Annotated in this window: 23 protein-coding genes; 10 read left to right on the forward strand and 13 right to left on the reverse strand. The window is 70.4% G+C overall.

What is annotated here, in order from left to right:
- Positions 1–410 precede the first annotated feature (410 nt).
- From hemL to ABEA39_RS10105, 8 genes are all read right to left on the reverse strand, one after another.
- The gene (gene hemL / locus ABEA39_RS10070) at positions 411–1781 is read right to left on the reverse strand and encodes a glutamate-1-semialdehyde 2,1-aminomutase (protein WP_345375718.1); all 1371 of its coding nucleotides are present in this window, start codon (positions 1779–1781) and stop codon (positions 411–413) included.
- Complete coding sequence (gene hemB / locus ABEA39_RS10075; protein WP_345375719.1) at positions 1778–2794, reverse strand: porphobilinogen synthase; 1017 nt, start codon at positions 2792–2794, stop codon at positions 1778–1780. Before hemB ends, hemL begins: the two co-directional genes overlap by 4 nt.
- Complete coding sequence (locus ABEA39_RS10080) at positions 2794–3630, reverse strand: uroporphyrinogen-III synthase (RefSeq protein ID WP_345375720.1); 837 nt, start codon at positions 3628–3630, stop codon at positions 2794–2796. The genes hemB and ABEA39_RS10080 overlap by 1 nt, the downstream gene beginning before the upstream one ends.
- Complete coding sequence (gene hemC, locus ABEA39_RS10085; RefSeq protein ID WP_345375721.1) at positions 3627–4574, reverse strand: hydroxymethylbilane synthase; 948 nt, start codon at positions 4572–4574, stop codon at positions 3627–3629. The genes ABEA39_RS10080 and hemC overlap by 4 nt, the downstream gene beginning before the upstream one ends.
- A 7-nt stretch (positions 4575–4581) precedes the next feature.
- Positions 4582–5802: a ferrochelatase gene (locus tag ABEA39_RS10090; RefSeq protein WP_345375722.1), complete on the reverse strand. Its 1221-nt coding sequence runs from the start codon at positions 5800–5802 to the stop codon at positions 4582–4584.
- On the reverse strand, positions 5799–6551 hold the full coding sequence (gene hemQ / locus ABEA39_RS10095; RefSeq protein ID WP_345375723.1) for a hydrogen peroxide-dependent heme synthase: 753 nt from the start codon (positions 6549–6551) through the stop codon (positions 5799–5801). Before hemQ ends, ABEA39_RS10090 begins: the two co-directional genes overlap by 4 nt.
- A gap of 96 nt (positions 6552–6647) precedes the next feature.
- Positions 6648–7094: a MarR family winged helix-turn-helix transcriptional regulator gene (locus ABEA39_RS10100; protein ID WP_345375724.1), complete on the reverse strand. Its 447-nt coding sequence runs from the start codon at positions 7092–7094 to the stop codon at positions 6648–6650.
- A gap of 12 nt (positions 7095–7106) precedes the next feature.
- Positions 7107–7937: a GntR family transcriptional regulator gene (locus tag ABEA39_RS10105; protein ID WP_345375726.1), complete on the reverse strand. Its 831-nt coding sequence runs from the start codon at positions 7935–7937 to the stop codon at positions 7107–7109.
- A gap of 312 nt (positions 7938–8249) precedes the next feature.
- Between ABEA39_RS10105 and ABEA39_RS10110 the strand changes: the two genes are divergently transcribed.
- The 10 genes from ABEA39_RS10110 to ABEA39_RS10155 all read left to right on the forward strand — a co-directional run bounded on the left by ABEA39_RS10110 (position 8250) and on the right by ABEA39_RS10155 (position 20149).
- On the forward strand, positions 8250–9242 hold the full coding sequence (locus ABEA39_RS10110) for an LLM class flavin-dependent oxidoreductase (RefSeq protein ID WP_345375727.1): 993 nt from the start codon (positions 8250–8252) through the stop codon (positions 9240–9242).
- Positions 9242–10546 (forward strand): NtaA/DmoA family FMN-dependent monooxygenase, encoded by a 1305-nt coding sequence (locus tag ABEA39_RS10115; protein ID WP_345375728.1) that lies wholly within the window; start codon positions 9242–9244, stop codon positions 10544–10546. Before ABEA39_RS10110 ends, ABEA39_RS10115 begins: the two co-directional genes overlap by 1 nt.
- Positions 10536–11840 carry an NtaA/DmoA family FMN-dependent monooxygenase gene (locus ABEA39_RS10120; protein ID WP_345375729.1) on the forward strand — a complete coding sequence of 435 codons (1305 nt, stop codon included), beginning with the start codon at positions 10536–10538 and terminating at the stop codon, positions 11838–11840. Before ABEA39_RS10115 ends, ABEA39_RS10120 begins: the two co-directional genes overlap by 11 nt.
- A gap of 27 nt (positions 11841–11867) precedes the next feature.
- A complete protein-coding gene (locus tag ABEA39_RS10125; protein WP_345375730.1) occupies positions 11868–13169 on the forward strand; it encodes an NtaA/DmoA family FMN-dependent monooxygenase in 1302 nt (433 codons plus the stop codon).
- Between the two features lie 81 nt (positions 13170–13250).
- The gene (locus ABEA39_RS10130; RefSeq protein WP_345375731.1) at positions 13251–14120 is read left to right on the forward strand and encodes an ABC transporter ATP-binding protein; all 870 of its coding nucleotides are present in this window, start codon (positions 13251–13253) and stop codon (positions 14118–14120) included.
- Complete coding sequence (locus ABEA39_RS10135) at positions 14117–14950, forward strand: ABC transporter ATP-binding protein (protein ID WP_345375732.1); 834 nt, start codon at positions 14117–14119, stop codon at positions 14948–14950. The genes ABEA39_RS10130 and ABEA39_RS10135 overlap by 4 nt, the downstream gene beginning before the upstream one ends.
- A complete protein-coding gene (locus tag ABEA39_RS10140) occupies positions 14947–15990 on the forward strand; it encodes an ABC transporter permease (protein ID WP_345375733.1) in 1044 nt (347 codons plus the stop codon). Before ABEA39_RS10135 ends, ABEA39_RS10140 begins: the two co-directional genes overlap by 4 nt.
- Positions 15991–16007: 17 nt before the next feature.
- Positions 16008–16829 (forward strand): ABC transporter permease, encoded by an 822-nt coding sequence (locus tag ABEA39_RS10145; RefSeq protein ID WP_345375734.1) that lies wholly within the window; start codon positions 16008–16010, stop codon positions 16827–16829.
- A gap of 57 nt (positions 16830–16886) precedes the next feature.
- Positions 16887–18608, forward strand: coding sequence for an ABC transporter substrate-binding protein (locus ABEA39_RS10150; RefSeq protein ID WP_345375735.1), 1722 nt, complete (start codon positions 16887–16889; stop codon positions 18606–18608).
- Between the two features lie 98 nt (positions 18609–18706).
- A complete protein-coding gene (locus ABEA39_RS10155; protein WP_345375736.1) occupies positions 18707–20149 on the forward strand; it encodes an MFS transporter in 1443 nt (480 codons plus the stop codon).
- A 160-nt stretch (positions 20150–20309) separates the two neighbouring features.
- On the opposite strand, the gene ABEA39_RS10160 is transcribed toward ABEA39_RS10155, so the two are convergent.
- The 5 genes from ABEA39_RS10160 to hemE all read right to left on the reverse strand — a co-directional run bounded on the left by ABEA39_RS10160 (position 20310) and on the right by hemE (position 23920).
- Positions 20310–20537: a DUF3618 domain-containing protein gene (locus tag ABEA39_RS10160; RefSeq protein WP_345375737.1), complete on the reverse strand. Its 228-nt coding sequence runs from the start codon at positions 20535–20537 to the stop codon at positions 20310–20312.
- Positions 20537–20989, reverse strand: a complete 453-nt coding sequence (locus ABEA39_RS10165) for a phage holin family protein (RefSeq protein ID WP_345375738.1) — start codon at positions 20987–20989, stop codon at positions 20537–20539. Before ABEA39_RS10165 ends, ABEA39_RS10160 begins: the two co-directional genes overlap by 1 nt.
- A 109-nt stretch (positions 20990–21098) precedes the next feature.
- Positions 21099–21377 (reverse strand): hypothetical protein, encoded by a 279-nt coding sequence (locus ABEA39_RS10170; RefSeq protein WP_345375739.1) that lies wholly within the window; start codon positions 21375–21377, stop codon positions 21099–21101.
- Positions 21378–21438: 61 nt separating this feature from the next.
- Complete coding sequence (locus ABEA39_RS10175; protein WP_345375741.1) at positions 21439–22839, reverse strand: protoporphyrinogen/coproporphyrinogen oxidase; 1401 nt, start codon at positions 22837–22839, stop codon at positions 21439–21441.
- Positions 22840–22846: 7 nt separating this feature from the next.
- On the reverse strand, positions 22847–23920 hold the full coding sequence (gene hemE, locus ABEA39_RS10180; protein ID WP_425556953.1) for a uroporphyrinogen decarboxylase: 1074 nt from the start codon (positions 23918–23920) through the stop codon (positions 22847–22849).
- Positions 23921–23997: the final 77 nt, after the last annotated feature.

The raw sequence follows: 23997 nt of genomic DNA on the forward strand, positions 1-23997 counted from the left end.
CTGACCTCCGGGCGCTCGGGTAGGGGCTCGGTGCGCTCGACTCCAGAACACGCCGCTCACGTTCCGCCACGGCCGCACCTTCTGGACTCGCACCGCACCGCACTCAGCTCGACTCCAGAACACGCCGCTCACGTTCCGACACGGCCGCACCTTCTGGAGTCGCACCCGGCCCCGCCCGGCCTGCGACACGGCACCCCCGCCGTGACTCCAGAACACGCCGCTCACCTTCGAAAGTGAGCAGCGTGTTCTGGAGTCGGCGAGGAGGGCCGATGGCGAGCGGGGGATGCACGGCCCCGGGCCACCCGGACGCGGCGGGCCCGCCCCCGCTCGGGCACACCTCAGCGGCACCAACCCACTTCCTAGGCATGGTGTTCGTGCCGCTACGAGGTGTTCGAACGCGGCAGAGGCAGCTACACCGGCGCGACAGCCGCCGCCGCGGCGCGCGCAGCACCCGGCAGGGCCTCGAGGATGCGCCCCACGGCCCGATCGTCGTGCGCCGCGGTCAGGAACCACGCCTCGAACACCGACGGCGGAAGGTTCACCCCGGCGTCGAGCATCGCGTGGAAGAACGGCGGGTAGCGGAACGCCTCCTGGGCGCGCACGTCGTCGTAGTCGCGCGGGGCACCGTGCGTGAAGGAGAACGAGAACAGGCTGCCCGCGTTCTGAACCGAGTGCGCCACGCCCTCGCGCGACAGGGCAGCCGACGTCTCGCGAGCCACGAGAGCGGCGACCTCGTCGATGCGGGCGTAGACGGAGGCGTCGGCGAGCTGGAGGGTGGCGATGCCGGCGGCGACGGCGACCGGGTTCCCGCTCAGGGTGCCGGCCTGGTAGACGGGGCCGAGGGGGGCGAGGTAGTCCATGATCTCGGCACGACCGCCGAGTGCCGCGAGGGGCATCCCGCCGCCGATGACCTTGCCGAAGGTGACCAGGTCGGGCTTCCACCCGATGCCGCCCGGAACCGCGCCCGAGGCCTCGAGGCCCCACCAGCCGGCCGGGCCGACGCGGAAGCCGGTGAGCACCTCGTCGACGATGAGGAGCGCGCCCTGCTGCGTCGTGATCTCCGAGAGGGCCTTGTTGAAGCCGGGGTCGGGCGCGAGCACGCCCATGTTGGCGGCGGCGGCCTCGACGATGACGGCGGCGATCCGCTCGGAGTTCTCGTCGAAGGCCTTTCGGACGGCGTCGAGGTCGTTGTACGGCAGCACGATCGTCTGGGCCGCGGTCTCGGCGGTGATGCCGGCCGAACCGGGCAGCGCGAGCGTCGCCAGCCCCGAACCGGCTTCGGCCAGGAGCGAGTCGGAGTGGCCGTGATAGTGCCCGGCGAACTTCACCAGCAGGTCACGACCGGTGTAGCCGCGGGCCAACCGGATCGCGGTCATCGTCGCCTCGGTGCCGGTCGACACCATGCGGATCTTCTCGATCGGAGCCTGATCGCCGACGCTGACGCGCGAACGGACCAGCTCGGCCAGCTCGGTCTCGCCGGGCGTCGACGCTCCGAACGAGAGCCCCCGAGCGGCGGCCTCCTGAACGGCCGAGACGACGGTGGGATGCGCGTGGCCGAGAATCGCCGGACCCCACGAGGCCACCAGGTCGACGTACTCTCGCCCCTCGGCGTCGGTGACGTACGGGCCGTTGGCCGACACCAGGAAGCGCGGCGTGCCGCCGACCGACCCGTAGGCGCGGACCGGCGAGTTCACGCCGCCGGGGATCGACGCCTTGGCGCGGACGAAGTACTGGTCGTTGGTCGTCGACGCGTTCGTCGTCGACGTCTCGGACGTGGTCATCGGATGGCTCGTTTCGGGTCGCTCGTGCCGTTCAATCGCTGCGCGAGGTCGACGGCGAAGTAGGTGAGGATCGCGTCCGCCCCGGCGCGCTTGATGCCGAGCACGCTCTCGTAGGCGGCGGCGTCGAGGTCGATCCAGCCGTTGGCGGCGGCGGCCTGCATCATCGAGTACTCGCCGGAGATCTGGTACGCCCAGACCGGGACCGGACTGGTCGCCGCGGTGTCGGCGAGCACGTCGAGATAGCTCATGGCCGGCTTGACCATGACGATGTCGGCGCCCTCCTCGATGTCGAGACCGACCTCGCGGCCCCCTTCGCGGCGGTTGCCGTTGTCCATCTGGTAGGTGCGGCGGTCGCCCGTGAGTGACGACTGGACAGCCTCGCGGAAGGGTCCGTAGAAGGCGCTGGCGAACTTCGCGGCGTACGCCAGGATCGGGGTGTTGCCGAAGCCGTTCGTGTCGAGGGCGTCGCGGATGGCGGCGATCTGGCCGTCCATCATTCCGCTCGGCGCGACGAGCTGCGAGCCGGACTCGGCCTGGACGACGCCCATGTCGCGGTAGCGCTCGAGGGTGGCGTCGTTGTCGACGTAGCCGCTCACATCGAGCACTCCGCAGTGGCCGTGGTCGGTGAACTCGTCGAGGCAGAGGTCGGTCTGCACGACGAGCGCGTCGCCCACCTCGGCCTGGGCGATGCGGGTCGCGACGTTGAGGATGCCCTCGGGGTCGGTCGCGCCCGAGCCGACGGCGTCCTTCTTCTCGTCGAGGGGTACGCCGAAGAGCATCACGCCGCCGATACCCGCCTCGGCCGCCTCGTTCAGGGCCTGCTTGAAACCGTCGAGGGAGTGGTGTGAGACGCCAGGCATGGAGTCGATCGGCACCGACTCGGTGATGCCCTCGCGGATGAACATCGGGAGGACGAGGTCGGCCGGGTGCAGTCGGGTCTCGGCGACCAGGCGGCGGAAGGCGGGGGTGGAACGGAGCCGGCGCGGGCGCACGGCGGGGAACTGGGGGGACATCAGTGACTTTCGGGGGAGGCCGGGTCGGCGGGCTGGATCGTGATGGGCGCGGTGGCGGGCGTCTCGCCCCGGGCCACGGCCTGGGCGTGCTCGACGACGGCCTCGACCAACGCGGCAGCGGAGCGCGTCTCGGCGATGAGGTGGACCGGGAGGCCGGCGGCGCGGGCGTCGAATGCGGTGCGCGGCCCTATGCAGGCCACGAGGGTGCTCGCGGGGAGCGGGGCGAGCTGGCTCGCGATCTGCCGGGCGACGCTGCCGGAGGTGATGAGGACGACGGAGATGGAGCCGTCGGCGACCGCGGCGCGCACGGCCTCGTCGACGGGGACGCCGACGGTGCGGTAGGCCGCGACGAACTCGGCGTCGAGGCCCTTCTCCGCCAACCCGGCGACCAGGGTCGGCTCGGCGATGTCGGACTGCGGCACGAGCACGTGCCCGGTGATGTCCGCCGCGGGCCACTCTTTCAGCAGGCCGCGGGCGGAGTTGTCTTTCTCGGGGACGAAGTCGACCCGGATGCCGGCCAGGTTGAGTGCCTGCGCCGTCGTCTCGCCGACGGCGGCGACGCGGGTCGTCGGCGCCGGTCGGATGCTGTTGCCGATGAGCACGTCGACCGTGGTCGCACTCGTCACGACCAGCCAGTCGAAGTCGCCCGCCTCGAGCTTCAGCAGCGCGACCATGAGATCGTGCGGGTTCTCGGCCGGAGCGAAGTTGATGAGCGGCGCGATGACCGGCTGGGCCCCGAAGGCGCGGAGGGAGGCGGCGACGCTGTCGCCCCACTTGCCTCCGCGCGGCACGAGGACGCGGACGCCCTTCAGCGGCTTCTCCGGCGTGGCGGTCACGAGATGCTGCCCTTCGGCACCAGATCGGCTGCGCCGCCCGCGAGGAGTTCGTCGACGACCCGCGACGCCACGTCGTGTACCTCGGCGAGCTGGGCCGCCAGCGACCCGGGCTCGAGGGTGACGCCGTGCGAGGCGGTGAGCCGGGCCGTGCCGTCGGGGGCGTAGACCGTTGCGCTGAGCAGCAGGAGCCCGGCGTCGACGACGGCCGTGGCTCCGATCGGCGCCGCGCATCCCGCCTCGAGCCCGGCGAGCACCTCGCGCTCGGCGGTGACGATCAGACGCGTCTCGCGGTGGTCGAGCTTCGACAGCCCCCGGGTGAGATCGGGGCCGGAGTCGCCCTCGCGCACCTCGAGCGCCAGGGCGCCCTGACCGGGAGCGCTGGGCCAGAAGCCGAGCCCGAGCAGCTCGGTCGCCTCGGCCAGGCGACCGATGCGGTCGAGGCCGGCGGCCGACAGCAGCACGGCGTCGAGGTCGTCGCCGACCCGACCCAGTCGGCTGTCGATGTTGCCGCGGATGTCGACGATCTCGAGGTCGCCGCGACGGGAGCGCAGCTGGGCCACGCGTCGCGGCGAGCCCGTGCCGACCCGGGCGCCCTCCGGCAGCTGGTCGAGCGTCAGGCCGTCGCGGGCGCAGAGCGCGTCGCGGGCATCGGCCCGGGCCGGGATCGCGCCGAGGGTCAGGCCGGGGTGCTTGGCCGTGGGGAGGTCTTTGAGCGAGTGGACGAGCAGGTCGCACTCGTCGGCCAGGAGCGCCTCGCGCAGGGCGCTGGCGAAGACGCCGGTGCCGCCGAGCGAGGCGAGGGAGGCCCGGTTCGTGTCGCCCTCGCTGGTGACCGTGACGAGTTCGACATCGAGGCCGGTCGCCCGGGCGAGCCGGTCTTTCACCAGCGTCGACTGGGCGATGGCGAGGGTGGAGGCGCGCGTTCCGATTCGGAGAGTGGTCACGAGCGCCCTACGGGACCAGACCGGAGACGGCCGGCTTGAAGCCGAGACGCACGTTCTCGCAGCAGCCGGGACGGCACACGTCGTACCAGGGGCCGAGGTCGGTGAGGTGCGGGCGGTCTTCGGCCGGCACGCCGTCGCGGCGCTCGAGCACGAGGTCGACGAGGCCGGTCACGTAGGTGGGGTCGATGCCCGGGGTCGGGGTGCGGACGGCCCAGAAGCCCTCTTCGCCCGCGCTCTCGAGGGCCTCGTTGTCGAGGTCCCACATGACCTCCATGTGGTCGCTCACGAAGCCGAGGGGAACGATGACGACGGCCTTCGTCGGGCCGCCCTTCAGCGCGTGGATCGCGTCGTTGATGTCAGGTTCGAGCCACGGCATCGACGGCGGACCGGAGCGTGACTGGAAGACGAGCTGCCACGGCACCGAGACCGACGAGTCGAGCTCGAGGGCCGCCTCGGCCGCGGCCATGACGACCTCGGCCACCGCTCGATGCTGAGCGGCGTAGGCGCCGTCGCCGTCGAAGCCGCGCGACTTGGGGCCGGACTTGGCGGCGTCGGTCGAGGGGATCGAGTGCGTCGAGAACAGCACCTGGATCTCGGTCGCGAGGTCGAGACCGTCGATCTCGGCACGCGCCTTGAGAAGGGCGTCGCGCACGCCGTCGATGAACGGCTGCACGAAGCCCGGGTGGTCGAAGAACTGGCGCACCTTGTCGATCTGGATGCGGTCGGCCAGCTCGGTGTCGTCGAGGGCCATCGCGAAGTCCTCGCGGTACTGGCGGCACGACGAGTACGAGCTGTACGCGCTGGTGGCGATCGCGATGAGCTTCGTGAAGCCCTTCGCGTCGGCCTCGCGCACCGCGTCGGTCAAATACGGGTCCCAGTTGCGGTTGCCCCAGAGCACGGGCAGGTCGATCTCGCGGCGGGCGAGCTCGGCCTCGAGGGCCGCCTTGAGCTCGCGGTTGTGCTCGTTGATCGGGCTGACGCCGCCGAAGTGCCGGTAGTGGTGGGCGACCTCCTCGAGGCGCTCCTCGGGGATCCCGCGGCCGCGGGTGACGTTGCGCAGGAACGGGATCACGTCGTCCTGCCCCTCGGGCCCGCCGAAGCCGGCCAGCAGGATGGCGTCGTACGCGGTCGGCTCGGCGACCCATTCGGGGCCGGCGGCCGCGGCGGGGGTCGCGTTGCGGACCGGCTGGCCGTCGATACTCTGCCCGTTGTTGGTAATCGTCGTCATGAGAGGACCTCGCCGATCTCGGTTGTCTGGATACGACGCCCGGTGAAGAAGGGGACCTCCTCGCGGACGTGGCGTCGGGCCTCGGTGTAACGGAGGTCGCGCATGAGGTCGACGAGCTGCACGAGCTCGGGGGCCTCCAGTGCCAGGATCCATTCGTAGTCGCCCAGGCTGAAACTGGCCACCGTGTTCGTCAGGACGGAGCGGTGCGGCGCCCCCTTCATGCCGTGGTCGCGGAGCATCGTGCGCCGCTCGTCGTCGGGCAGGAGGTACCACTCGTAGCTGCGGACGAACGGGTACACCGTGAGCCAGGTCTCGGGCGCCTTGCCGCGCATGAAGGCCGGGCTGTGGTCTTTCGCGAACTCGGCCTCGCGGTGCATGCCCATCGCGTTCCACGTGGGCAGCAGCGTCGCGAGCAGCGAGGTGCGCAGCAGGGCGCGGTAGCCGGACTGCAGGTCTTCGGGGACCTCGCCGTGCAGCCAGATCATGATGTCGCTGTCGGCCTTCAAGGCGCTGACGTCGTAGAACCCGCGGACCGTGACGCCCGAGGCCGCGAGCTCGGCCACGACGGCGTCGAGCTCGGCCGCGTGCGACGGGTCGGGAGCGTAGGCGGTCGCCTGGTCGCGACGGAGGACGGCCCACAGCGTGTAGCCGAGGGTCTCGCGACCGGCTTCGGCCGCATCGGGTGCGGGGGTCGTTTCGGGTGAGTCGTTTCGGGGGGCGTGCGCGTGCGCGTCGGCGCTGGAATCCATGGGGTCTATCATCCCCCGACTTGCCGGGTACGGCGAACCGGGAGGCTCACTGCCGAGAGACCGAAACGCGAGAGCGCGGGATGCACGAAGCCCCGTCTACTCGAGCTGCCTCGTCAACTCCGCCAACGCCGGCGCGGCCGCGGCCAGAGCGGCCCGATCGTTCGCCGGCAGCGACTCGAGCGCCCGCTCCACGACCTGCGCACCGAGGACGTCGTAGCGGCGCATCCGGTCGAGCGCCACCGGGGACGCCGAGAGCGTGACGGATCGGAGGTCGCTCGGCTCGGCGGCCCGCTCGACCAGGCCGGCCGCCACGAGGGTCGTCACGAGGTTGCTCACCGTCGATCGGGCGAGGCGCAGGCGGGCGGCGAGGTCGCCGGGGCTCTGCGGCCCGGAGGCGGCCAGCTCGCGGATCACCTCGATCTGGGCGTCCGGCAGATCGGGGAGGTCGGCTGCGGCTCGAGCCGCTTTCGCCAGCGCCCGCCGCAGGGGGCCGACGTCGCGGACGAGCAGCGCTGCGGTCGCGGCGTCGTCGGGTGTCGGCATGCACCGATTCTGTCAGGCCGCCCCGACGTGGGGATGCAGGTCGGTCACGGAGGCCGACGGAGCGGAGGCGTCCTGCATCTCGACCCCGGGCATCCACGTGGTCGTCGACAGCGCCGCGCGCGACGCGATGTAGTACGAGTGGCTGAGTTCTCGGGCCTGGCCGGTGGCGTCCCAGAGCAGGCGCTCCTTCAGCAGCAGGGCACTCCCGGCGGGGACCTCGAGCAGGCGGGCGGTCCGCTCGTCGCTCGACACGGCCTGGATGCTGCAGTCCACTCGCGCGAGCGCCGACCCGTAGGCCGTCTCGAAGAGCTGCTCGAACGACTCGGTCGGCTCCTCGCCGGTGAAGACGCGGCGCGGGGCGTCGCCGGGGAGGTAGCGGATGTGGAGCATGAACGGTACGCCGTCGCGATAGTCGATGAGCTGGTTGACGCGCACGGTGGCGCACTCGGTCGCCAGCAGGTCGGCGATCATCGGCGGGGTCGGCACGATCGACGAGCCCAGGGAGGTCGAGACGTGGCGCCCGCCGTCGTCCATGTTCCAGCCCACGCCGTTCCCGATCGGGATGTCCTCGATCTGCTCGATGACCACGGTGCCCCGGCGAGGGCTGCGGCTGACGATGCCCTCGCTGGCGAGCAGGGCCAGGGCGGCCCGCACCGAGTTGCGGCTGATCGAGTACTTCTTCACCAGCTCGTCCTCGTCGAGGCGCTCGTTCGCCGCCACGGCTCCGGAGCGGATGCCGGTGCGGATCTGAGCGTGCAGGCGCAGCGGAGACCGCTCTCGGATGTTGTGCTCGAGTTGGGCTCGCTCGCGGCTCGCTCGTCGGAATTCCTGTTCACGGTCCATGATTCGCTCGCGCTCTTCTCGTCGACGGTGCGTGGTCGGTGCCGGGGAGGTGCACCTCCGATCCTGGTCGACCCCCGGTGCTCCCGTGCGACCACTGCGTTAAGAAGTTGTTTCCGATTGCGCACCGAACCCGACATTCGTCGTCCTTCTGGACGGAACGCAGGCCGAATCCGCTGATCAGCCGTCGAATCGGCCGAGAGGGGGATGCGCGATTTTCGGCGTAATGGTCTTGTCACCCCGAAGCGCCCGAAGTGGAAACACTGCCTCTCTAGCGTTGCCGAACGTCCCCCGAACCAATCGGAAGGTCCACCTGTGATCATCACCACACGCCTCGAGGCGGGGTCGTACCCCGACCTCGACGAATGGGCAGCGGCTGTCGCGCAACTCGACGCGGCCCCGATCGACGCCCTCGTCGTCACGTCGACCTCCACCGGCGCGCGCCCCGCCCGCTTCGAGCCCACCACCCTCGCCGCCTACCTCGGGCAGCGCGTCTCCTCCCTCGGCATCGTGGCCGAGGACACCGCGCTGCTCGGCCAGCCGTTCCACGTCGCCCGCCGCCTCGCCACCCTCGACCATCTCACCGGCGGCCGTGCCGGCTGGCTCCTGGGCACCACCTCGACCGCCGCCGAGAAGGACGGCTATGAGTTCAAGTCGCCCTCCGCCGAGGTCGACCGGGTCCGTGCCACCGAGTTCACCGAGATCGTCCTCGAGCTCTGGGACAGCTGGGAGTCGGGTGCCGAGCGCCCCGACAAGCGCGCCGGCGACTTCCACGACGACGCCCGGGTGCACGCCATCGACTACCGCTCGACGGCCTACCTCGTCCGCGGCCCCCTCGACGTGCCGCGCACCCCGCAGGGTCGACCGGTCCTCTTCGCCGACCTCGCGGCCTCCGCCGACGGCGCCGATGCCGCCGACCTCGAGTACGCCGCCCTCTTCGCCGACGTGGTCGTCGTCCGCGCCGGGACCCCCGACGCCGCGGTCTCCGCGATCGGCGCGCTCCGTGCATCCACCGTTCGACGAGGCCGAGAAGGCGAGGTGAGGATGCTCGTGGCCGTCTCCGATCTGGAACGCCCCGGTTGCGTGACGATCTCCGCCGAGACCGCCGAGGCCGTGTCCGCCGCCCGATCGCTGGTCGAGGAGAGCGGCGCCGATGGCATCGAGGTCGTGGCGGACGGCTCGCCGGAGGGTCTCGACTGGCTGGCCGAGGGGCTCGCCCCCGCTCTCGGCGAGGCCCGAGCATCCACCACTCTGATGGCCCGTCTCGGTCTCGACGACGTCGCCCGATTCGGCAGGAGAGCCGCCTGATGCCCATGCACCTCAGCCTCAACCTCAGCGAGTTCGGACGACACTCGGGCGCCTGGCGGCACGACGAGAGCGACGTGTCGCAGATGCCGAACATCCCCGCCTACGTCCACGCCTCGGTCACGGCCGAGCGCGGCGTCTTCGACCAGGTCTTCATCGCCGACACCCCGGTGCACAGCCGCGGCCGCACGAGTGTCACCGGCACCCGCCTCGACCCGTTCGAGATGGCGTCGGCCATCGCCGCGCACACCTCGTCGATCGGCATCATCGCCACCATCTCGACCAGCTACAACGAGCCCCTCGACGTCGCGCGTCGCGCGGCCTCGGCCGACAACGTGCTCGGCGGCCGACTCGGCGTCAACTACGTGGCGTCCACCGGCGACGACACCGCACGGAACTTCGGCCGCGAGCAGCAGCTCCCCCACGACCAGCGGTACGAGCGCTCGAACGAGTTCATCGACGTGGTCACGAAGCTCTGGGCCGCCTCGCCGCAAGGGGGGCTCGCCGGGCACGAAGTCGACCACCACGGGCGTTTCATCGACGTGACCGCGAGCCTCGAGATCGAGCAGCCCGTCAACGGGCGCCCCATCATCGTCCAGGCCGGTTCCAGCCCCGAGGGCCGCGACCTCGCCGCCCGGTGGGCCGACGCCATCTACGCGGGCGGCTCGACCCTCGATCGCGCCCAGGAGTACTACGCCGATATCAAGGCCCGGGCGGCCGCCTACGGTCGCGACCCCGACAGCGTGAAGGTGATCCTCGGCATCATGCCGTTCATCGGCCGCACCGACGCCGAGGCCTACGACCTGCACACGACGCTCGACCGGAACCACGTCGAGGGCGCCGACACGATCGGCCACCTGTCGAAGCTGTTGGAGTTCGACCTGACGCCGTTCGACCCCGAGGGGCCGCTGCCGTTCGACCTCCTGCCCGAGGTGAAGTCGGCCAGCGTCAGCCAGGCCACCCTGTTCACCCGCATGGCCCGCGAGGAGTCGCTGACCCTCGCCGAGACGGCCTACCGCTCGTACGTCGGCGGCCTCGCGAACATGCAGTTCGTCGTGACCGGCACCGCCTCCACCGTGGCCGACGTCATGCAGGAGTGGTACGAGGCCGGCACCTGCGACGGCTTCGCCATCGTCGCGCCGATCCTGCCCAAGACCATCGACGACTTCGTCGACCTCGTCGTGCCCGAGCTGCAGCGCCGAGGCCTGACCCGCGACCACTACGAGGGCTCGACCCTCTTCGACCACTTCGGCGCCCAGGCGGCGACCGAGATCACACCTGCAAGGAGCACCGCCGATGTCCGCTAGCCCCTTCCACCTCGGGTGGTTCTACTCGAAGGGCTTCGGCCCCAAGGCCTGGAAGCACCCGTGGGCGGGATCCGCCGTCCACCGCTTCGCGAAGCCCGACATGGCCGTCGACCTGGCCCGTGCCATGGAGCGCGCGAGCTTCGACTACCTCATGATCGAGGACTCCTCGAACGTGCCGTACACCTACCAGGGCTCGCACGACGCGTACCTGCGCCACTCGGTCGACACCCCCAAGCTCGACCCGACCGTGCTCGCGCCGTTCCTGACGATGGCGACCGACCACCTCGGCGTCGTCGTCACCTGCTCGGTCACCGAGTACCACCCGTTCATGCTGGCCCGGAAGTTCAACGCCCTCGACCACGTCTCGGACGGTCGCATCGGCTGGAACGTCGTCACCGGGTCGAACGACGGCGGCGCGCAGAACTACGGCCGCGACAAGCAGTTCCCGCACGACGAGCGCTACGTGATCGCCGACGAGTTCATGGAGGTGACGAAGAAGCTCTGGAACGGCTGGGACGAGGACGCCGTCGTGCTCGACCTGGAGAACGGCATCTTCGCCGACGGGTCGAAGGTGCATCCCGCCTTCCACGAGGGGCAGTACTTCCGCTCCCGCGGCCCTCTCTCCTCTCCCCGCAGCCCCCAGGGCTCGCCCGTCATCTGCCAGGCGGGCGGCTCGTCGAGCGGCAAGGCCTTCGCGTCGAAGTGGGCCGAGACGATCATCGCGAGCGCCGGCAGCGTCGAGAAGATGAAGCAGTTCCGCACCGAGATCCGCGCCGAGGCCATCGGCGCCGGGCGGAACCCCGACGACATCAAGATCCTGTTCCTCGTCACCCCGGTGATCGACGAGAGCCGCTCCATGGCTCGGGAGCGCGTCGCGGCCGCCAAGGTCTTCGACGACAACGAGGTTCAGTACCAGCTCGCTTCGCTCTCGCGTCTGAGCGGCATCGACTTCGCGCAGTTCGAGCTCGACGCCCCGCTGCCCGAGCTCGTGAGCAACGGCCACCAGTCGATGGTCGCCGGGCTCACCGGCAAGGTGCTCAACGACGTCATCCACACCTCGACCCTCTCGGGAGGCAACGACGCCTACGTCGGCACCCCCGACGAGGTGGCCGCGATCATGGACGAGCACATGCAGGAGGTCGGCGGCGACGGGTTCCTCATCGCCAACAGCTACTTCTCGAGGCGCTACGCGACCGAGATCTGCGACGGCCTCGTCCCCGCCCTGCAGAAGCGCGGCCTGACCCGCACGGCCTACGAGCACCAGAACTTCCGCGACAACCTGCTCGCCTTCTGACCCTCGATCCTCTGGAGTACCCCCTACATGTCAGCGAAACCCTTCCACCTCGCCTGGTTCGGCGCCGGCGGCTTCGGCGTCAAGTCGTGGAACAAGACCTGGTCCGGCAACGGCGGCGAGGACTGGACTGATCCGCAGCTCTGGATCGACACCGCCCGCGCCCTCGAACGCGCCTGCTTCGACTACATCATCATCGAGGACTCCTCCTACGTGCCCGACGCGTACGGCGGGAACTCGAAGGCCTACCTCGCGAGCGCGACGGCCACCCCGAAGCTCGACCCGACCGTGCTCGCCCCGGTCATGGCGCACCTCACCGACCGCATCGGCATCGTCCCGACCCTCTCGATCACCGAGTACCACCCCTACATGCTGGCCCGCAAGATCAACACCCTCGACCACATGTCGAAGGGCCGGACCGGCTGGAACGTCGTCACCTCGTCGAGCCACCGCGCCGCCCAGAACTACGGCAAGGACCTGCTCGAAGAGCACGACCTCCGCTACGACATGGCCGACGAGTTCTTCGACCTGGCCTGCCGGCTCTGGGATTCGTGGGATGCGGACGCCGTCGTCAACGACCGCGAGCTCGGCATGTGGGCCGACTTCGAGAAGGTCCACCTCGTGAACTTCGAGGGGAAGTTCTACAAGTCGCGCGGCCCGCTCAACGGCTCCCGCTCGCCGCAGGGCCACCCCGTCTTCACCCAGGCCGGCGGATCGCCCCGCGGCACGGCCTTCGCCTCGCGCACGGCCAACTCGATCATCTCCGGCGTCGAAGGCGGCGTGGAGGGCATGAAGAAGTTCCGTGACGACATTCGCGCGCAGGCGACCGGGTGGGGTCGGGACCCCGACGACTGCAAGGTGCTGTTCATGGCATCCCCCGTACTCGGCGAGACCGACGCCGAGGCCCAGGAGAAGCGCGCCCGCCAGAAGGCGTTCTCCGAGTCGCACCCCGAGCTCGGACTCCTGCACCTGTCGCGCCACTCCGGCATCGACTTCTCGCAGTTCCCGATCGACGAGCCCATCCCCGACACCGCGAAGACGAATGGCCACCAGCAGATGCTGGCCCAGGCCATCGGCAAGACGCCGCGCGAGTTCCTGCAGAAGACGCAGGGAGCCGTCGAGTTCGTCGGCACGCCCGACACCGTCGCGGCCCAGATGGACGAGGTCATGCAGGAGGTCGGCGGAGACGGGTTCCTCATCTCGAACTTCGACCTCAACCGCCGCTACATCAGCGAGGTCACGGACGGCCTCGTCCCGGCCCTGCAGCACCGGGGCCTCGTGCGCACCGAGTACGCCCACGAGACCTTCCGCGACAACCTGCTCGAGTTCTGAGCCCGGGGGCGGGGCCCGACGATCTCGGCCCGCCCGCGCATCCCCCGTTCCGCCCCTCTTGCACCCATCTCAAGGAGACCCGTGAGAACCATCGGTACCGAACTGCTGCGGGTGGACGGGCTGACCGTCGCCTACGGCGACGGCGAGTCCCGCTCCATCGCCGTCGCGTCCGCCTCGTTCGCCCTCAGCGAGGGCGAACGCATCGCCATCGTGGGCGAGTCCGGCTCCGGGAAGACCACCCTGGCGCTGGCCATCGCGGGCCTCCTCGTCACGCCCTCGGCCCGGATCCACTCGGAGGGTCTCCACTTCGACGGCCGCGAGCTGGTCCGCGGCCGCACGAAGACCCTCCCGATGCGGACCCCGGGCATGTCGATGGTGTTCCAGGACGCCATGACGTCGCTCGACCCGGTGGAGACCATCGGCACCCAGTTCGGCGCCGTGCTGCGCGGAGTGGGCAAGCTGAAGCGGCGCGAGACCCGCGAGCGGGCGGCCGAGTGGCTGCGGGCCGTCGGCCTCCACGACGTCGAGCGGATCCTCGGCCTGCGTCCGTACGAACTCTCCGGCGGGATGCGGCAGCGCGTCATGGTGGCCCTCGCCATCTGCAGCCGCCCGCGCCTGCTGATCGCCGACGAGCCGACCAGCGCCCTCGACGCCTCGGTCAGCCGCGACGTGATGGACCTGCTGGCCGACATGACCGAGCGGGAGAACGCCAGCCTGCTCGTGGTCAGCCACGACATCGAGCTGTGCCGGATGTACGCCGACCGCATCATCGTGATGTACCACGGCGAGATCGTCGACATCTGCCGCGCCTCGAGCATCGAGGAGGACGCCACCAGCGAGTACACGCAGGCACTCCTCGCCTGCGTCCCCACCCTCGAGTCCTCGTCGCTGCCGCTCCTGCCGACGCTCGATGACGACTTCGCCCTCGTCCGACAGGAGGCCAGCGCATGAGCGTCCCCGCCGTCGTCACCCTCGAGGTCTCCGGCGTCTCGAAGACGTTCGGTCGCGGCGACACCGCGCACACCGCCGTCCAGACCCTCGACCTCGTCGTCGACTCGCACTCGGCCATCGGCATCGTCGGCGAGTCCGGCTCCGGCAAGTCGACCCTGTCGCGGATGCTCGTCGCCCTCGAGCACCCCTCGGCCGGCACGATCACACTCGACGGCGTCGACATCGTCGAGATGGACAAGAAGGCCGAGTCCGGTCGCGAACTGCGTCGCGTCGTGCAGTACGTCGCCCAGGACACCTTCTCGTCGTTCGACCCGCGCCGCTCGCTCCGCGACGCCCTGGCCACGCCGCTGCGCGTCCTGCGCGGCATCACGGGGGCCGAGGCCGACGAGCGCATCGCCGAGATCGCCCGCCTGCTCCGCCTCAAGCCGGAGATGATCGACAAGTACCCGCACCAGGTCTCCGGCGGACAGCGCCAACGCTTCGCCCTCGCCCGCGCGCTCGTCGTCCGACCGCGCATCCTCCTCTGCGACGAGGTCGTCTCCGCCCTCGACGTCTCGGTGCAGGGGGCCGTGCTCAACACGATCAAGACGTACTGCGACGAGCACTCGGTCGGCCTGGTCTTCGTCTCGCACGGTCTTCCGGCCACGGCGTTCATCGCCGACGAGCTGATCGTCATGCAGAACGGCCACGTCGTCGAGCACCGTCCGACCCAGGACGTTCTCGCCCACCCCGAGCACCCCTACACGGCGACCCTCCTCGACGCCTACCGCCGGGCTCCCCGTCACATCGTCTCCCTCGTCGAACCGCTCCCGGAGGTCGAACTCGCATGAAGAAGTACCTAGGCCGCAACCGCTGGTGGCTCGTGCGCACCGGCTGGCTGCCCATCCACATCGCCTTCTTCGCCACCGTCGCGTTCTTCCTGGTGCGCCTCGTCCCCGGCGACCCCGTGCTCGCCCGCCTGGACACCTCGGGCGGCTACACGAAGGCCGAGTACAACGCCGCGGCCAAGTCGATCGGACTCGACGGCAGCATCTGGCACCAGCTCGGCCTGTTCTGGTCGAAGCTGATCCAGGGCAACCTCGGCGTCTCGCCCGTCACCGGCCGACCGGTCTGGACCGAGCTCATCTCGCGCCTGCCCTCCACGGTCGAACTCGTCACCCTGGGCCTCGTCGGCAGCATCGTCCTGTCGCTCGCCCTGGCGATGCTGCAGCTGCGCTCCTCCTCCCCCACGGTCCATAAGGTCCTCCGGGGCTACGGGCGAATCGCCGGCGCGGTCCCGGACTTCGCCGTCGCGATCCTCGGGCTCGTGGTGCTCTACACGGTGCTGCGCGTGATCCCGGCGCCGATCGGACGCGTCACCCCGGGCATCCCCACTCGGACCCTCACGGGGTTCCCGCTGCTCGACGACGTGCTCACCGCCTCGTGGCCCGCCCTCGGCTCGACCCTGGCGCACTACGCCCTGCCGGTGCTCGTGATCATCGTCGTGCACACGCCGAACGTCTGGAAGCAGCTCACGCTCGGGCTGCAGGAGCAGGCCCCGGCCCCGTCGACCCTGTTCAAGATCGCCTCGGGCGCCACCCGGCCCGCCATCTACCGCAGTGTGCTGCGCCGTGCCTCGGCCTCGGCGGTCGTCATGCTCGGCGCCCTGTTCGGCGGTCTCATCGGCGGCGTCGTGGTGCTCGAGCAGATCTTCGGCTTCGGCGGCCTCGGCCAGTTCGCCATCAACTCGGTCGACAACCTCGACTTCCTCGGACTCCAGGGCTTCCTCATCGTCATTGCCGGAATCGCCCTGATCGTCTACTTCCTCGTCGACATCGTCAACATGCTCCTCGACCCGCGTCGCCGCCCCGGCGTCCGCGTCGACGCCTGATCGGATCGGGACACCCCATGAAGAAGACCATCTACGCCGCGGCGATCCCCTTCGCGGTCCTCCTGCTGATCGCGATCTTCGCGCCGCTGATCGAGCCCTACAACCCCGAGAAGGTCGTCGGCCTCTCCACCCAGGCCCCCAGCGCCGCCCACCTCTTCGGCACCGACTCGACCGGGATGGACGTCTTCTCACGCGTCGTCGCCGGCTTCCGGATCGACCTCGTCATGGGCTTGATCGTCACCCTCCTCTCGACGGTCATCGGGCTCGTCATCGGTCTGATCATCGGCATGGGCGAGTCCTCCCCCAGCGTCGCCGGGGCGGCCGGGCGCGGCGCCAACCGTCTGATCGACCTCGCGGACGCCATCCCGCCGCTGATCGTCGGCATCGTCGTGGTCGGCCTCTTCGGCGCCAACATCGTGAGCTTGAGCATCGCCCTCGCGTTCATCCTCACCCCGACCCAGGTACGCCTGACCCGCGCCGAGGTCCTCCGGGTCCGCAGCGACGCCTACCTCGAGGCCGCCCGCATGGCCGGCCTCCGGCCCTGGCAGATCACCCTCCGCCACGTCCTGCCGAACGCCTGCCGCCCCGCGATCGAGAACTCCTCGCTCGTCTTCGGCGTCTCGGTGGTCGTGGCCGCCGCCCTCGGCTTCCTCGGCGTCGGCCTCGTGCCGCCCACTCCCGAGTGGGGCGCCATGATCTCGAAGGGCGTGTCCGACGCGATGCTCGGCACCTGGTGGACCGCCCTCTTCCCCGCCGTCGCGCTCTGCGTCGCCGTCGCCTGCGCCTCCGGCGTCTCCGGCGTCCTCACCCGGGTCACCCGCGGCCACTCGCTGGCCTGACCCCTCCCCCCACAGCCCCCACCGCACCACTCACCTTCCCTGATTCGGAGAACACACGTGTCCCCTCGATCCTCCCTCCCCGACGTCGGGAGGCGGCTGCCCCGCCCGACCCGTCGTCGCGTCGTCGGCATCATCGCCGTCGCCCTCGCCGGAGCCCTGGCCCTCAGCGCCTGCAGCTCCGCCGGCACCTCCACCTCGAGCGCCAGCTCGTCCAGCTCCTCGAGCTCCGGCTCGTCCAAGGCCGACATCACGGTCGCCGTCCCCGCTCTCGCCCCGTCGCTCGACGGCGTCGTCGGCGGTGGCTGCCTCACCCTCGAATGCTTCGAGATGAACGCCAACCTGCAGGCCGGCCTCGTGCGGAACCCCTACGTCGCCGGAACCACCAAGGGCACCGTGGTGCAGGACTTCAACAAGTACGTCCCCTACGTCGCCAAGTCGTGGGACGTCTCGTCGGACGGCCTCACCTACACGTTCCACCTCCGCCCCGGTCTCAAGAGCCAGGTCGGCAACGTGATCACCGCGGACGACGTCAAGTGGTCGTTCGAGCGCAAGTGGAACAGCCCCCTCTACGCCAAGTCCTCCTGGGCGAGCTTCGCCGGCCCCGACGCCATCACGGTGATCGACAAGGACACGGCGGCGTTCAAGCTCACCAGCGCCGGCTTCGGGCAGACCTTCCTCGGCCTCCTCGCCAACCTGCAGGGTCACATCTACGACTCGACGCTGCTCAAGCAGCACGCCACCGCCGACGACCCCTACGCCCTGAACTGGGCCAAGAGCAACTCGGGCTGGGGCCTCGGACCGTACGAGGTCTCCTCGCAGACGCCGGACCAGCAGATGGTCCTCACGGCCAACAAGAACTGGGCCCTCGGCACGCCGAAGACCAAGCAGATCACCCTTCGAGTCGTCGCCGACGCGGGCACCCGCGCCAGCCTCGTCAACACCGGCGCCGTCGACATGGCCGAGGGCATCACCCCGAACGACCAGGCCAAGCTCGCCAACTCGGCAGCGGTCACCGTGCCGAGCGTCGCCAACCCGATCGAGTACGCCGACCTGACGCTCGTGACCAACAAGGCGCCGTTCGACAACGAGAAGGTCCGTCAGGCCATGGCGTACGCCACCCCGTACGGCCAGATCATCAGCCAGATCTACCAGAAGCGCGCGGTCAAGATGGTCGGCAACATCAACCCCTCGACCAAGAACTACTCGACCAAGGGCCTGCCGACGTACTCGTACGACCCGAAGAAGGCCAAGGCGCTCCTCGCCGCCGCCGGATTCCCGAACGGCGTCTCGTTCACGCTGTCCGTCTCCACCGCGACCAGCGACCTCATCGACGCCGCCGTGCTCGTCAAGTCGTACGCGGCCGACGCCGGCTTCAACATCACGATCGACCAGGAGACCGCCACGGCGTTCAGCCAGACCCGGTCGGTCGCGAGCGGCCAGGCGATCATCTACCGCAACCGGGCCCAGGTGCAGACCCCGACCTACGCCACGACGACGTTCTTCAAGCCGAACAACGACCCGTCGAACCCCTCGCGCTGGCAGGACGCCGACAACACCACCTTCCAGTCGACGATCGCGGCGGCCCAGGCCCAGAAGGACCCCCTGAGCGTCGAGGCCGGCAAGGAGTGGGAGAAGGCGGAGAGCACGCTTCTGACCTCCACTCCCGAGATCTTCATCGCGAGCATCCAACCGTCTCAGGTCTATGCCAAGGACGTGACCGGGTACACCTACCGGTCGGAGAACGCGATCGACTTCTCGAACATCAGCGTCGGAGGCTGATCCACCCCGGGCCCCGGTTCCGCACCTCGCGGAGCCGGGGCCTTCCCCTCGCTCCCGTCCCGACCCGCAGCGTCACGACCCCAGCCCCGGAAGACCCCATGACCGCAGCTCCGTCCGTCACCCGCACCCCCGCATCCCTCACCGGCGCCGTCCCGAAGCCCGGGCGCGTGCTCGCCGTCACGACCCTCGGCCTGGCCCTGGTCCTGCTCAACCAGAGCTCGGTCAACGTCGCCCTGCCGTCGATGTCGGGGTACTTCCACGCCGGGGCCGGCACCGCGGACTGGTTCCTGCTCTCGTTCATGATCGCGACGACGGCCTCGATCCTCGTCTTCGGCCGCATCTCCGACCTGATCGGCCGCAAGCCCCTCTACCTGACCGGCCTCTCCGTGTTCGCGCTGGCCAGTGCGGCGTGCGTCTTCGCCCCGAACTCCCTCACCTTCATCGTGATCCGCGTGCTGCAGGGCATCGCCGGCGCCGTCGTCATCACGAACTCCACCGCCCTGATCGCCGACGCCTTCCCGGCCGACAAGCTCGCCGGAGCGCTCGGCATCAACCTGAGCGCGGCCGCGGTCGCCAACACGGTCGGCCCGGCCATCGGAGGCGTGCTGGTCACGGCCTTCGACTGGCAGGCGGTGTTCCTGGTCAACCTGCCGTTCGGCATCGCCGCCGTCGTGCTCGGGATCCGCATCCTGCCCAATCCCCGACGAGCGGTCTCCGACGGGCCCCGCGACCGGTTCGACTACTTCGGCGCGGCGCTGTCGGCCCTCGGTCTGACCGCCCTGCTCTTCGGCGTCGACCGTCTGTCGGTCGCCGACTCGAGCCCGGTGGTCGTCGTCGTGCCGCTGATCGCGGGAGTGCTGTTGCTCGCCGGCTTCGTCGTGGTCGAGACGCGGGTGCGGCATCCCCTGGTCGACGTGGCCCTGGTCAAGGACTGGGCCCGGGGATGCGCGTACGGCGCCGCGTTCTTCAACTCGTTCAGCCGCGCGGGGGTCACTCTGCTGGTCGTTCTCCACGCCCAGATCGTGGGCGGATCGTCGCCCGCCGAGGCCGGACTGGTCGTGATGGTGATGGCCTTCGCGATGAGCGTGGCCTCGCCGCTCGCCGGCCGGCTCGCCTCCCGGGTCCCCGCCCGCACGGTGTCGAGCGTCGGCGGCGTGCTCCTCGTGATCGGACTCGTCGGCCTCGCCCTGCTGCTCGACGGGCCGACCTGGGTGACGACCGTCCTGCTCGCCGTCGTCGGTGTCGGCATCGGTCTGTTCACCACGCCCAACACCACGTCGATCATGTCCGGGGTCGCCCCCGACCGCCGAGCCGTCGCGAACGCCGTCCGGTCGGTGCTCTACAACAGCGCGCAGGCCCTCGGCACCACGGTGTCGCTGCTCATCGTGACCGTGGCGGGGGTGGCGTCGTATGCGGAGAACACCGGGAGCGGGGCGGTCCAGACCGGCTTCGCCGTCGCGCTCGGGGCCACGGCGGTCTCCGCCGCTCTCGCCGTCGTGCTGTCGATCGCCCGCGGGGGTTCGTGGCGGACCCTCGACTGACTGCTTTGCTCGCCAAATCGCGAGCATCCTCCGGCCAACAGTTGCTTTTCCACCCTTTGGACGGCGTGTGGGGCAGAATCACTCGCCATTTGCGACACCAACCGGGGGCGGACGCACGAAAGCCCCCGCCGAGGCAGGGGCTTTCGAAAGAGCGTGAGGCTCAGCGGCGACGGATCGCCAGCAGCACGATGCCGCCGACGGCGAGCGCCCCGGTGCCGGCCGCCGCGAGCCACGGCTTGGGGTCGCGCGAGAACGACTGACGCGCCTCGTGCGCCTTGATCCCGAGCTGCTTGGGGATGTTGAGCTTGTCTTCGAGCTCGTTCAGCGTCGCGGCGAGGTCGGCGCGATTGCGGTCGACCCCGGCACGGATCTCTTCGATGCTTGCCATCAGAAACGTCCTCCTACGTCGGAGCGCGGGATCCGGCCCACGCCGCGAACTGCTTTGATGTCGGCCTTCACGCTGTCGATGGTGTTCTTCGGCAGCGGCGGCAGACCCTTCTTGATCTGCGTGTAACCGAGGAACCCGAGGGCCGCCGCGATCACCAGGAACAGGGCGCCCACCAGCAGCGCGGCGAGCCAGCCGGGCATGACGAGGGAGAGCGCGAAGATGCCGGCGCCGATGAAGCAGAGCAGCATCAGGAACAGGAACAGCAGCGCCCCGACGATCAGGCCCGCGCCGATGCCGAAGACCTTCGCCTTGGCGATGAGCTCCTTCTTCAGCAGCTCGATCTCGCCTTTGACGAGGTCGGTGACCAGGCCGGGCAGGTCGCTCAGCAGGCCGAACAGAGAACGCGACTTCTTCGCGTGATGGATGCTGTCGGCTCGTGTCGACTCGGTCATGGGCTCCCTTTCAGGGCGTACTTCGGGTGGGACCCGCGGAGAGGTTCCTTGCTCCGTCAATCTTGGCACGCGCTGGGCGCGCGAAGACCACGACGGTGGGATGCGCGGGTCAGCGATCGTAGGTGGCGGTCACCTGGCCGCGGGGCTTGGTCTGGATGCCGAGCAGCTTCTTGACGGCCCAGAGGACGGCGCGGAAGAGGACGCCGACCGCGGTCGGCAGGATCTCGGCTGCGGCGTCGCCCACCTTGTCGCGCTGCTTGACGGCGGCGCGGCTGTTCCAGACCTTGGAGGCTCCCGAGGCGATCTGCTCGTAGCGGTGGTGCCCGGCACGGGATCCGAGGACGTACCCGACGGCGGCACCTGCGACGAAGATCAGCTTGCCTCGCATGAGGCCTCCAGTTCTGCTCGAAGAGCGTTTCGTTGCGGTGCGACTCGCACCACCGTCAACGTTAGTCGCCCGACTCCTCGGTTTTCCGCCCGGGTTCGAGAGTGCCGGGGTCGAGGACTGCCGAGGCGGCCGCCCGGGCGTTCGCCACGACTCCTACGAGGCCGCGACCGGCGGCGGCGCCGCCGATCCGGATCACCCCGTCGGACGGTAGGGACGCCGGATCGACCCGGACCGGTGCATGCCATTCGACCCGTCCGACACCGTCGATGGTGGATGGGTCCAGATCGACTCCCAGAATGCTGGACGCGTCGGCCACGGCCACCCGCTGCACCTCCGCATCCGGCGTCGCGTGCTCGAGAGCGGGCGAGTTGTAGCTCAGCCGCAGCACGTGCCGCCCCTCGGCGCGCTCGGCCAGCCAGCCCCACTTCACGCTGGCGTGCGTGAGCGCCTTCGCCCGCACCCCCGGTGCTCCGGGCGCCACCAGCACGCCCGTCCCGCGGGGCGCGGCGTCGAGAGCGGGCTCGCGCACGACGAGCGTCACGAGCGTGATCAGAGGCGAGACGGGGGATGCCCCGGCCAACGCCTGCGCATCCCGCCCGCCGAGCGCCACGATCACCGTGTCGGCCGTCAGACGCGTTCCGCTGCCGAGAGTGACGGAGTGCTCGTCGAAACGCTCGACGCGGCTCTTCAAGCGGACGTCCACCCCGTAGGTCGCGAGGTCCGCGACCAGTTCGTCGACGATCCGGGCGACACCGCCCCGGATCCCGCCGACCGCCGACCCGGCCGGGGCCAGCGAGCGCAGCTCGCGGACGGCGCGCGCGAGCGAGTTCTGCGTCAGGAGCTGCGAGCGCAGGCCCGGCGCCACGCGATCCACGTCGAGGTCGTCGGGATGCGCAGAGTGGACTCCCATGACGACCGGTGTCACGAGGCGGTCCAGCACGGCCTGCCCCATCCGACGTCGCACGAGGGGGCCCAGCTTCTCTTCTTTCGACCCGACCGTTCCGGGGAGCAGGGAGTCCATCTCGGCCCGCAAGGCCGCCCTCGTGCCGATGACGTCGATGACGTCCTGGGCCATGGCCGTGCCGGGGATGCCCAGCAGCCCGGTGTTCGGCAGCGGGAAGGCCCCGCCGTCGGCTTCGAGCACCCATGCGCCGCGGGCGTCCGGCACCACGATCTCGTTGCCCAGTCCGAGCTGGATCGCGAGCGTCTCGATGGTGCCGCCGCGGGTCGCGAAGCTCTCGGCGCCGGCGTCGAGGTCGATGCCGGCCACGGTGTGCCGGGCGACCTCGCCCCCGAGGCGGCCGCTCGCCTCGAACAGCACCACGCGCTTGCCGGCCTTGGCCAGGTCACGGGCGACGACGAGACCCGCGACGCCACCGCCGATCACGGCGACGTTCGTGTCGCGGTGCTCGCCGAACCCGGCGGGCGCAGACGCTCCGGAGGGAGCCGGCTGATCGGTCACGCCCGCCTCACAGCCCGTGCGCGAGCTCGACGATTCGGCTCAGCACGTCGGGATCGGTGTCGGGGTTCACGCCGTGGCCGAGGTTCAGCACGTGGGCGGGGGCCGCCTTGCCCCGCTCGACGACGTCGCGAACGTGCGCCTCGAGCACCGGCCACGGCGCTTGCAGCAGCGCGGGGTCGATGTTGCCCTGCACGGGCGTGTTCCCTCCGAGACGCCTCGAGGCTTCGTCGAGCGGGATCCTCCAGTCGACGCCGACCGCGTCCGTGCCGACGTCGCGCATGGCCGCGAGCACCTCGCCGCTGCCGACGCCGAAGTGGATGCGCGGCACGCCGAGGTCGGCCACGGACGACAGCGCCCGGGCCGACCAGGGCGCCACGTGCGCGGTGTAGTCGGCGAGCGACAGCGACCCGACCCAGGAGTCGAAGAGCTGCGCCGCACTCGCCCCGGCAAGCACCTGGGCCCGCAGGAAGGCCCCGGTCGTGTCGGCGGCCCAGGTCATCAGCGCCTCCCACGTCTCGGGGTCGGAGTGCATCAACGTGCGGGCTCGGATGTGGTCCTTCGACGGGCCGCCCTCCACGAGGTAGGCCGCGAGCGTGAAGGGGGCACCGGCGAAACCGATCAGGGGGGTTTCTCCGAGCTCGGCGACGGTGCGGGCCACGCCCTCGGAGATCGGAGCGAGAGCGGCGGGATCCAAGGCCCCGAGTCGAGCCACGTCGGCTGCCGTGCGGATCGGCGACTCGAGGACGGGACCGCGCCCGGGGACGATGTCGACGCCGACCCCGGCCAGCTTGACCGGCACGACGATGTCGCTGAAGAAGATGCCGGCGTCGACGTGGTGGCGACGGACGGGCTGGAGGGTGATCTCGCTGGAGAGCTCGGGGTCGAGGCAGGCGTCGAGCATCTTGGTGCTGACCCGCAGGGCGCGGTACTCGGGCAGCGAGCGACCCGCCTGCCGCATGAACCAGACCGGCAGCCGCTCGGGGCGATCGCCTCGGAGGGCGCGGACGAGGGGCGACGACGAGGTCAGGCCGGAAGCGAGGGGATGCGCGGCGGGGAGCGCAGAGATGGCGGGGGTGGTCACGTGCTCGATTCTCGCATCCCATCCCGGGGAGCCGCCCGCCGTCCCAGTCGTCACCCAAGATGAAATATTACACTGGG

It is taken from the genome of Frondihabitans cladoniiphilus, from assembly GCF_039544345.1.
In the GTDB taxonomy this organism is placed as follows: Bacteria; Actinomycetota; Actinomycetes; order Actinomycetales; family Microbacteriaceae; genus Frondihabitans; species Frondihabitans cladoniiphilus.

Coding starts and splice junctions, on each gene's coding strand:
- ABEA39_RS10165 (WP_345375738.1), bottom strand. CDS start 20,989: ATGACCGAGTCGACACGAGCCGACAGCATCCATCACGCGAAGAAGTCG.
- hemB (WP_345375719.1), bottom strand. CDS start 2,794: ATGTCCCCCCAGTTCCCCGCCGTGCGCCCGCGCCGGCTCCGTTCCACC.
- ABEA39_RS10115 (WP_345375728.1), top strand. CDS start 9,242: ATGCCCATGCACCTCAGCCTCAACCTCAGCGAGTTCGGACGACACTCG.
- ABEA39_RS10105 (WP_345375726.1), bottom strand. CDS start 7,937: ATGGACCGTGAACAGGAATTCCGACGAGCGAGCCGCGAGCGAGCCCAA.
- ABEA39_RS10160 (WP_345375737.1), bottom strand. CDS start 20,537: ATGGCAAGCATCGAAGAGATCCGTGCCGGGGTCGACCGCAATCGCGCC.
- ABEA39_RS10125 (WP_345375730.1), top strand. CDS start 11,868: ATGTCAGCGAAACCCTTCCACCTCGCCTGGTTCGGCGCCGGCGGCTTC.
- ABEA39_RS10170 (WP_345375739.1), bottom strand. CDS start 21,377: ATGCGAGGCAAGCTGATCTTCGTCGCAGGTGCCGCCGTCGGGTACGTC.
- ABEA39_RS10100 (WP_345375724.1), bottom strand. CDS start 7,094: ATGCCGACACCCGACGACGCCGCGACCGCAGCGCTGCTCGTCCGCGAC.
- ABEA39_RS10090 (WP_345375722.1), bottom strand. CDS start 5,802: ATGACGACGATTACCAACAACGGGCAGAGTATCGACGGCCAGCCGGTC.
- hemL (WP_345375718.1), bottom strand. CDS start 1,781: ATGACCACGTCCGAGACGTCGACGACGAACGCGTCGACGACCAACGAC.
- ABEA39_RS10155 (WP_345375736.1), top strand. CDS start 18,707: ATGACCGCAGCTCCGTCCGTCACCCGCACCCCCGCATCCCTCACCGGC.
- ABEA39_RS10120 (WP_345375729.1), top strand. CDS start 10,536: ATGTCCGCTAGCCCCTTCCACCTCGGGTGGTTCTACTCGAAGGGCTTC.
- ABEA39_RS10145 (WP_345375734.1), top strand. CDS start 16,008: ATGAAGAAGACCATCTACGCCGCGGCGATCCCCTTCGCGGTCCTCCTG.
- ABEA39_RS10135 (WP_345375732.1), top strand. CDS start 14,117: ATGAGCGTCCCCGCCGTCGTCACCCTCGAGGTCTCCGGCGTCTCGAAG.
- ABEA39_RS10140 (WP_345375733.1), top strand. CDS start 14,947: ATGAAGAAGTACCTAGGCCGCAACCGCTGGTGGCTCGTGCGCACCGGC.
- hemQ (WP_345375723.1), bottom strand. CDS start 6,551: ATGGATTCCAGCGCCGACGCGCACGCGCACGCCCCCCGAAACGACTCA.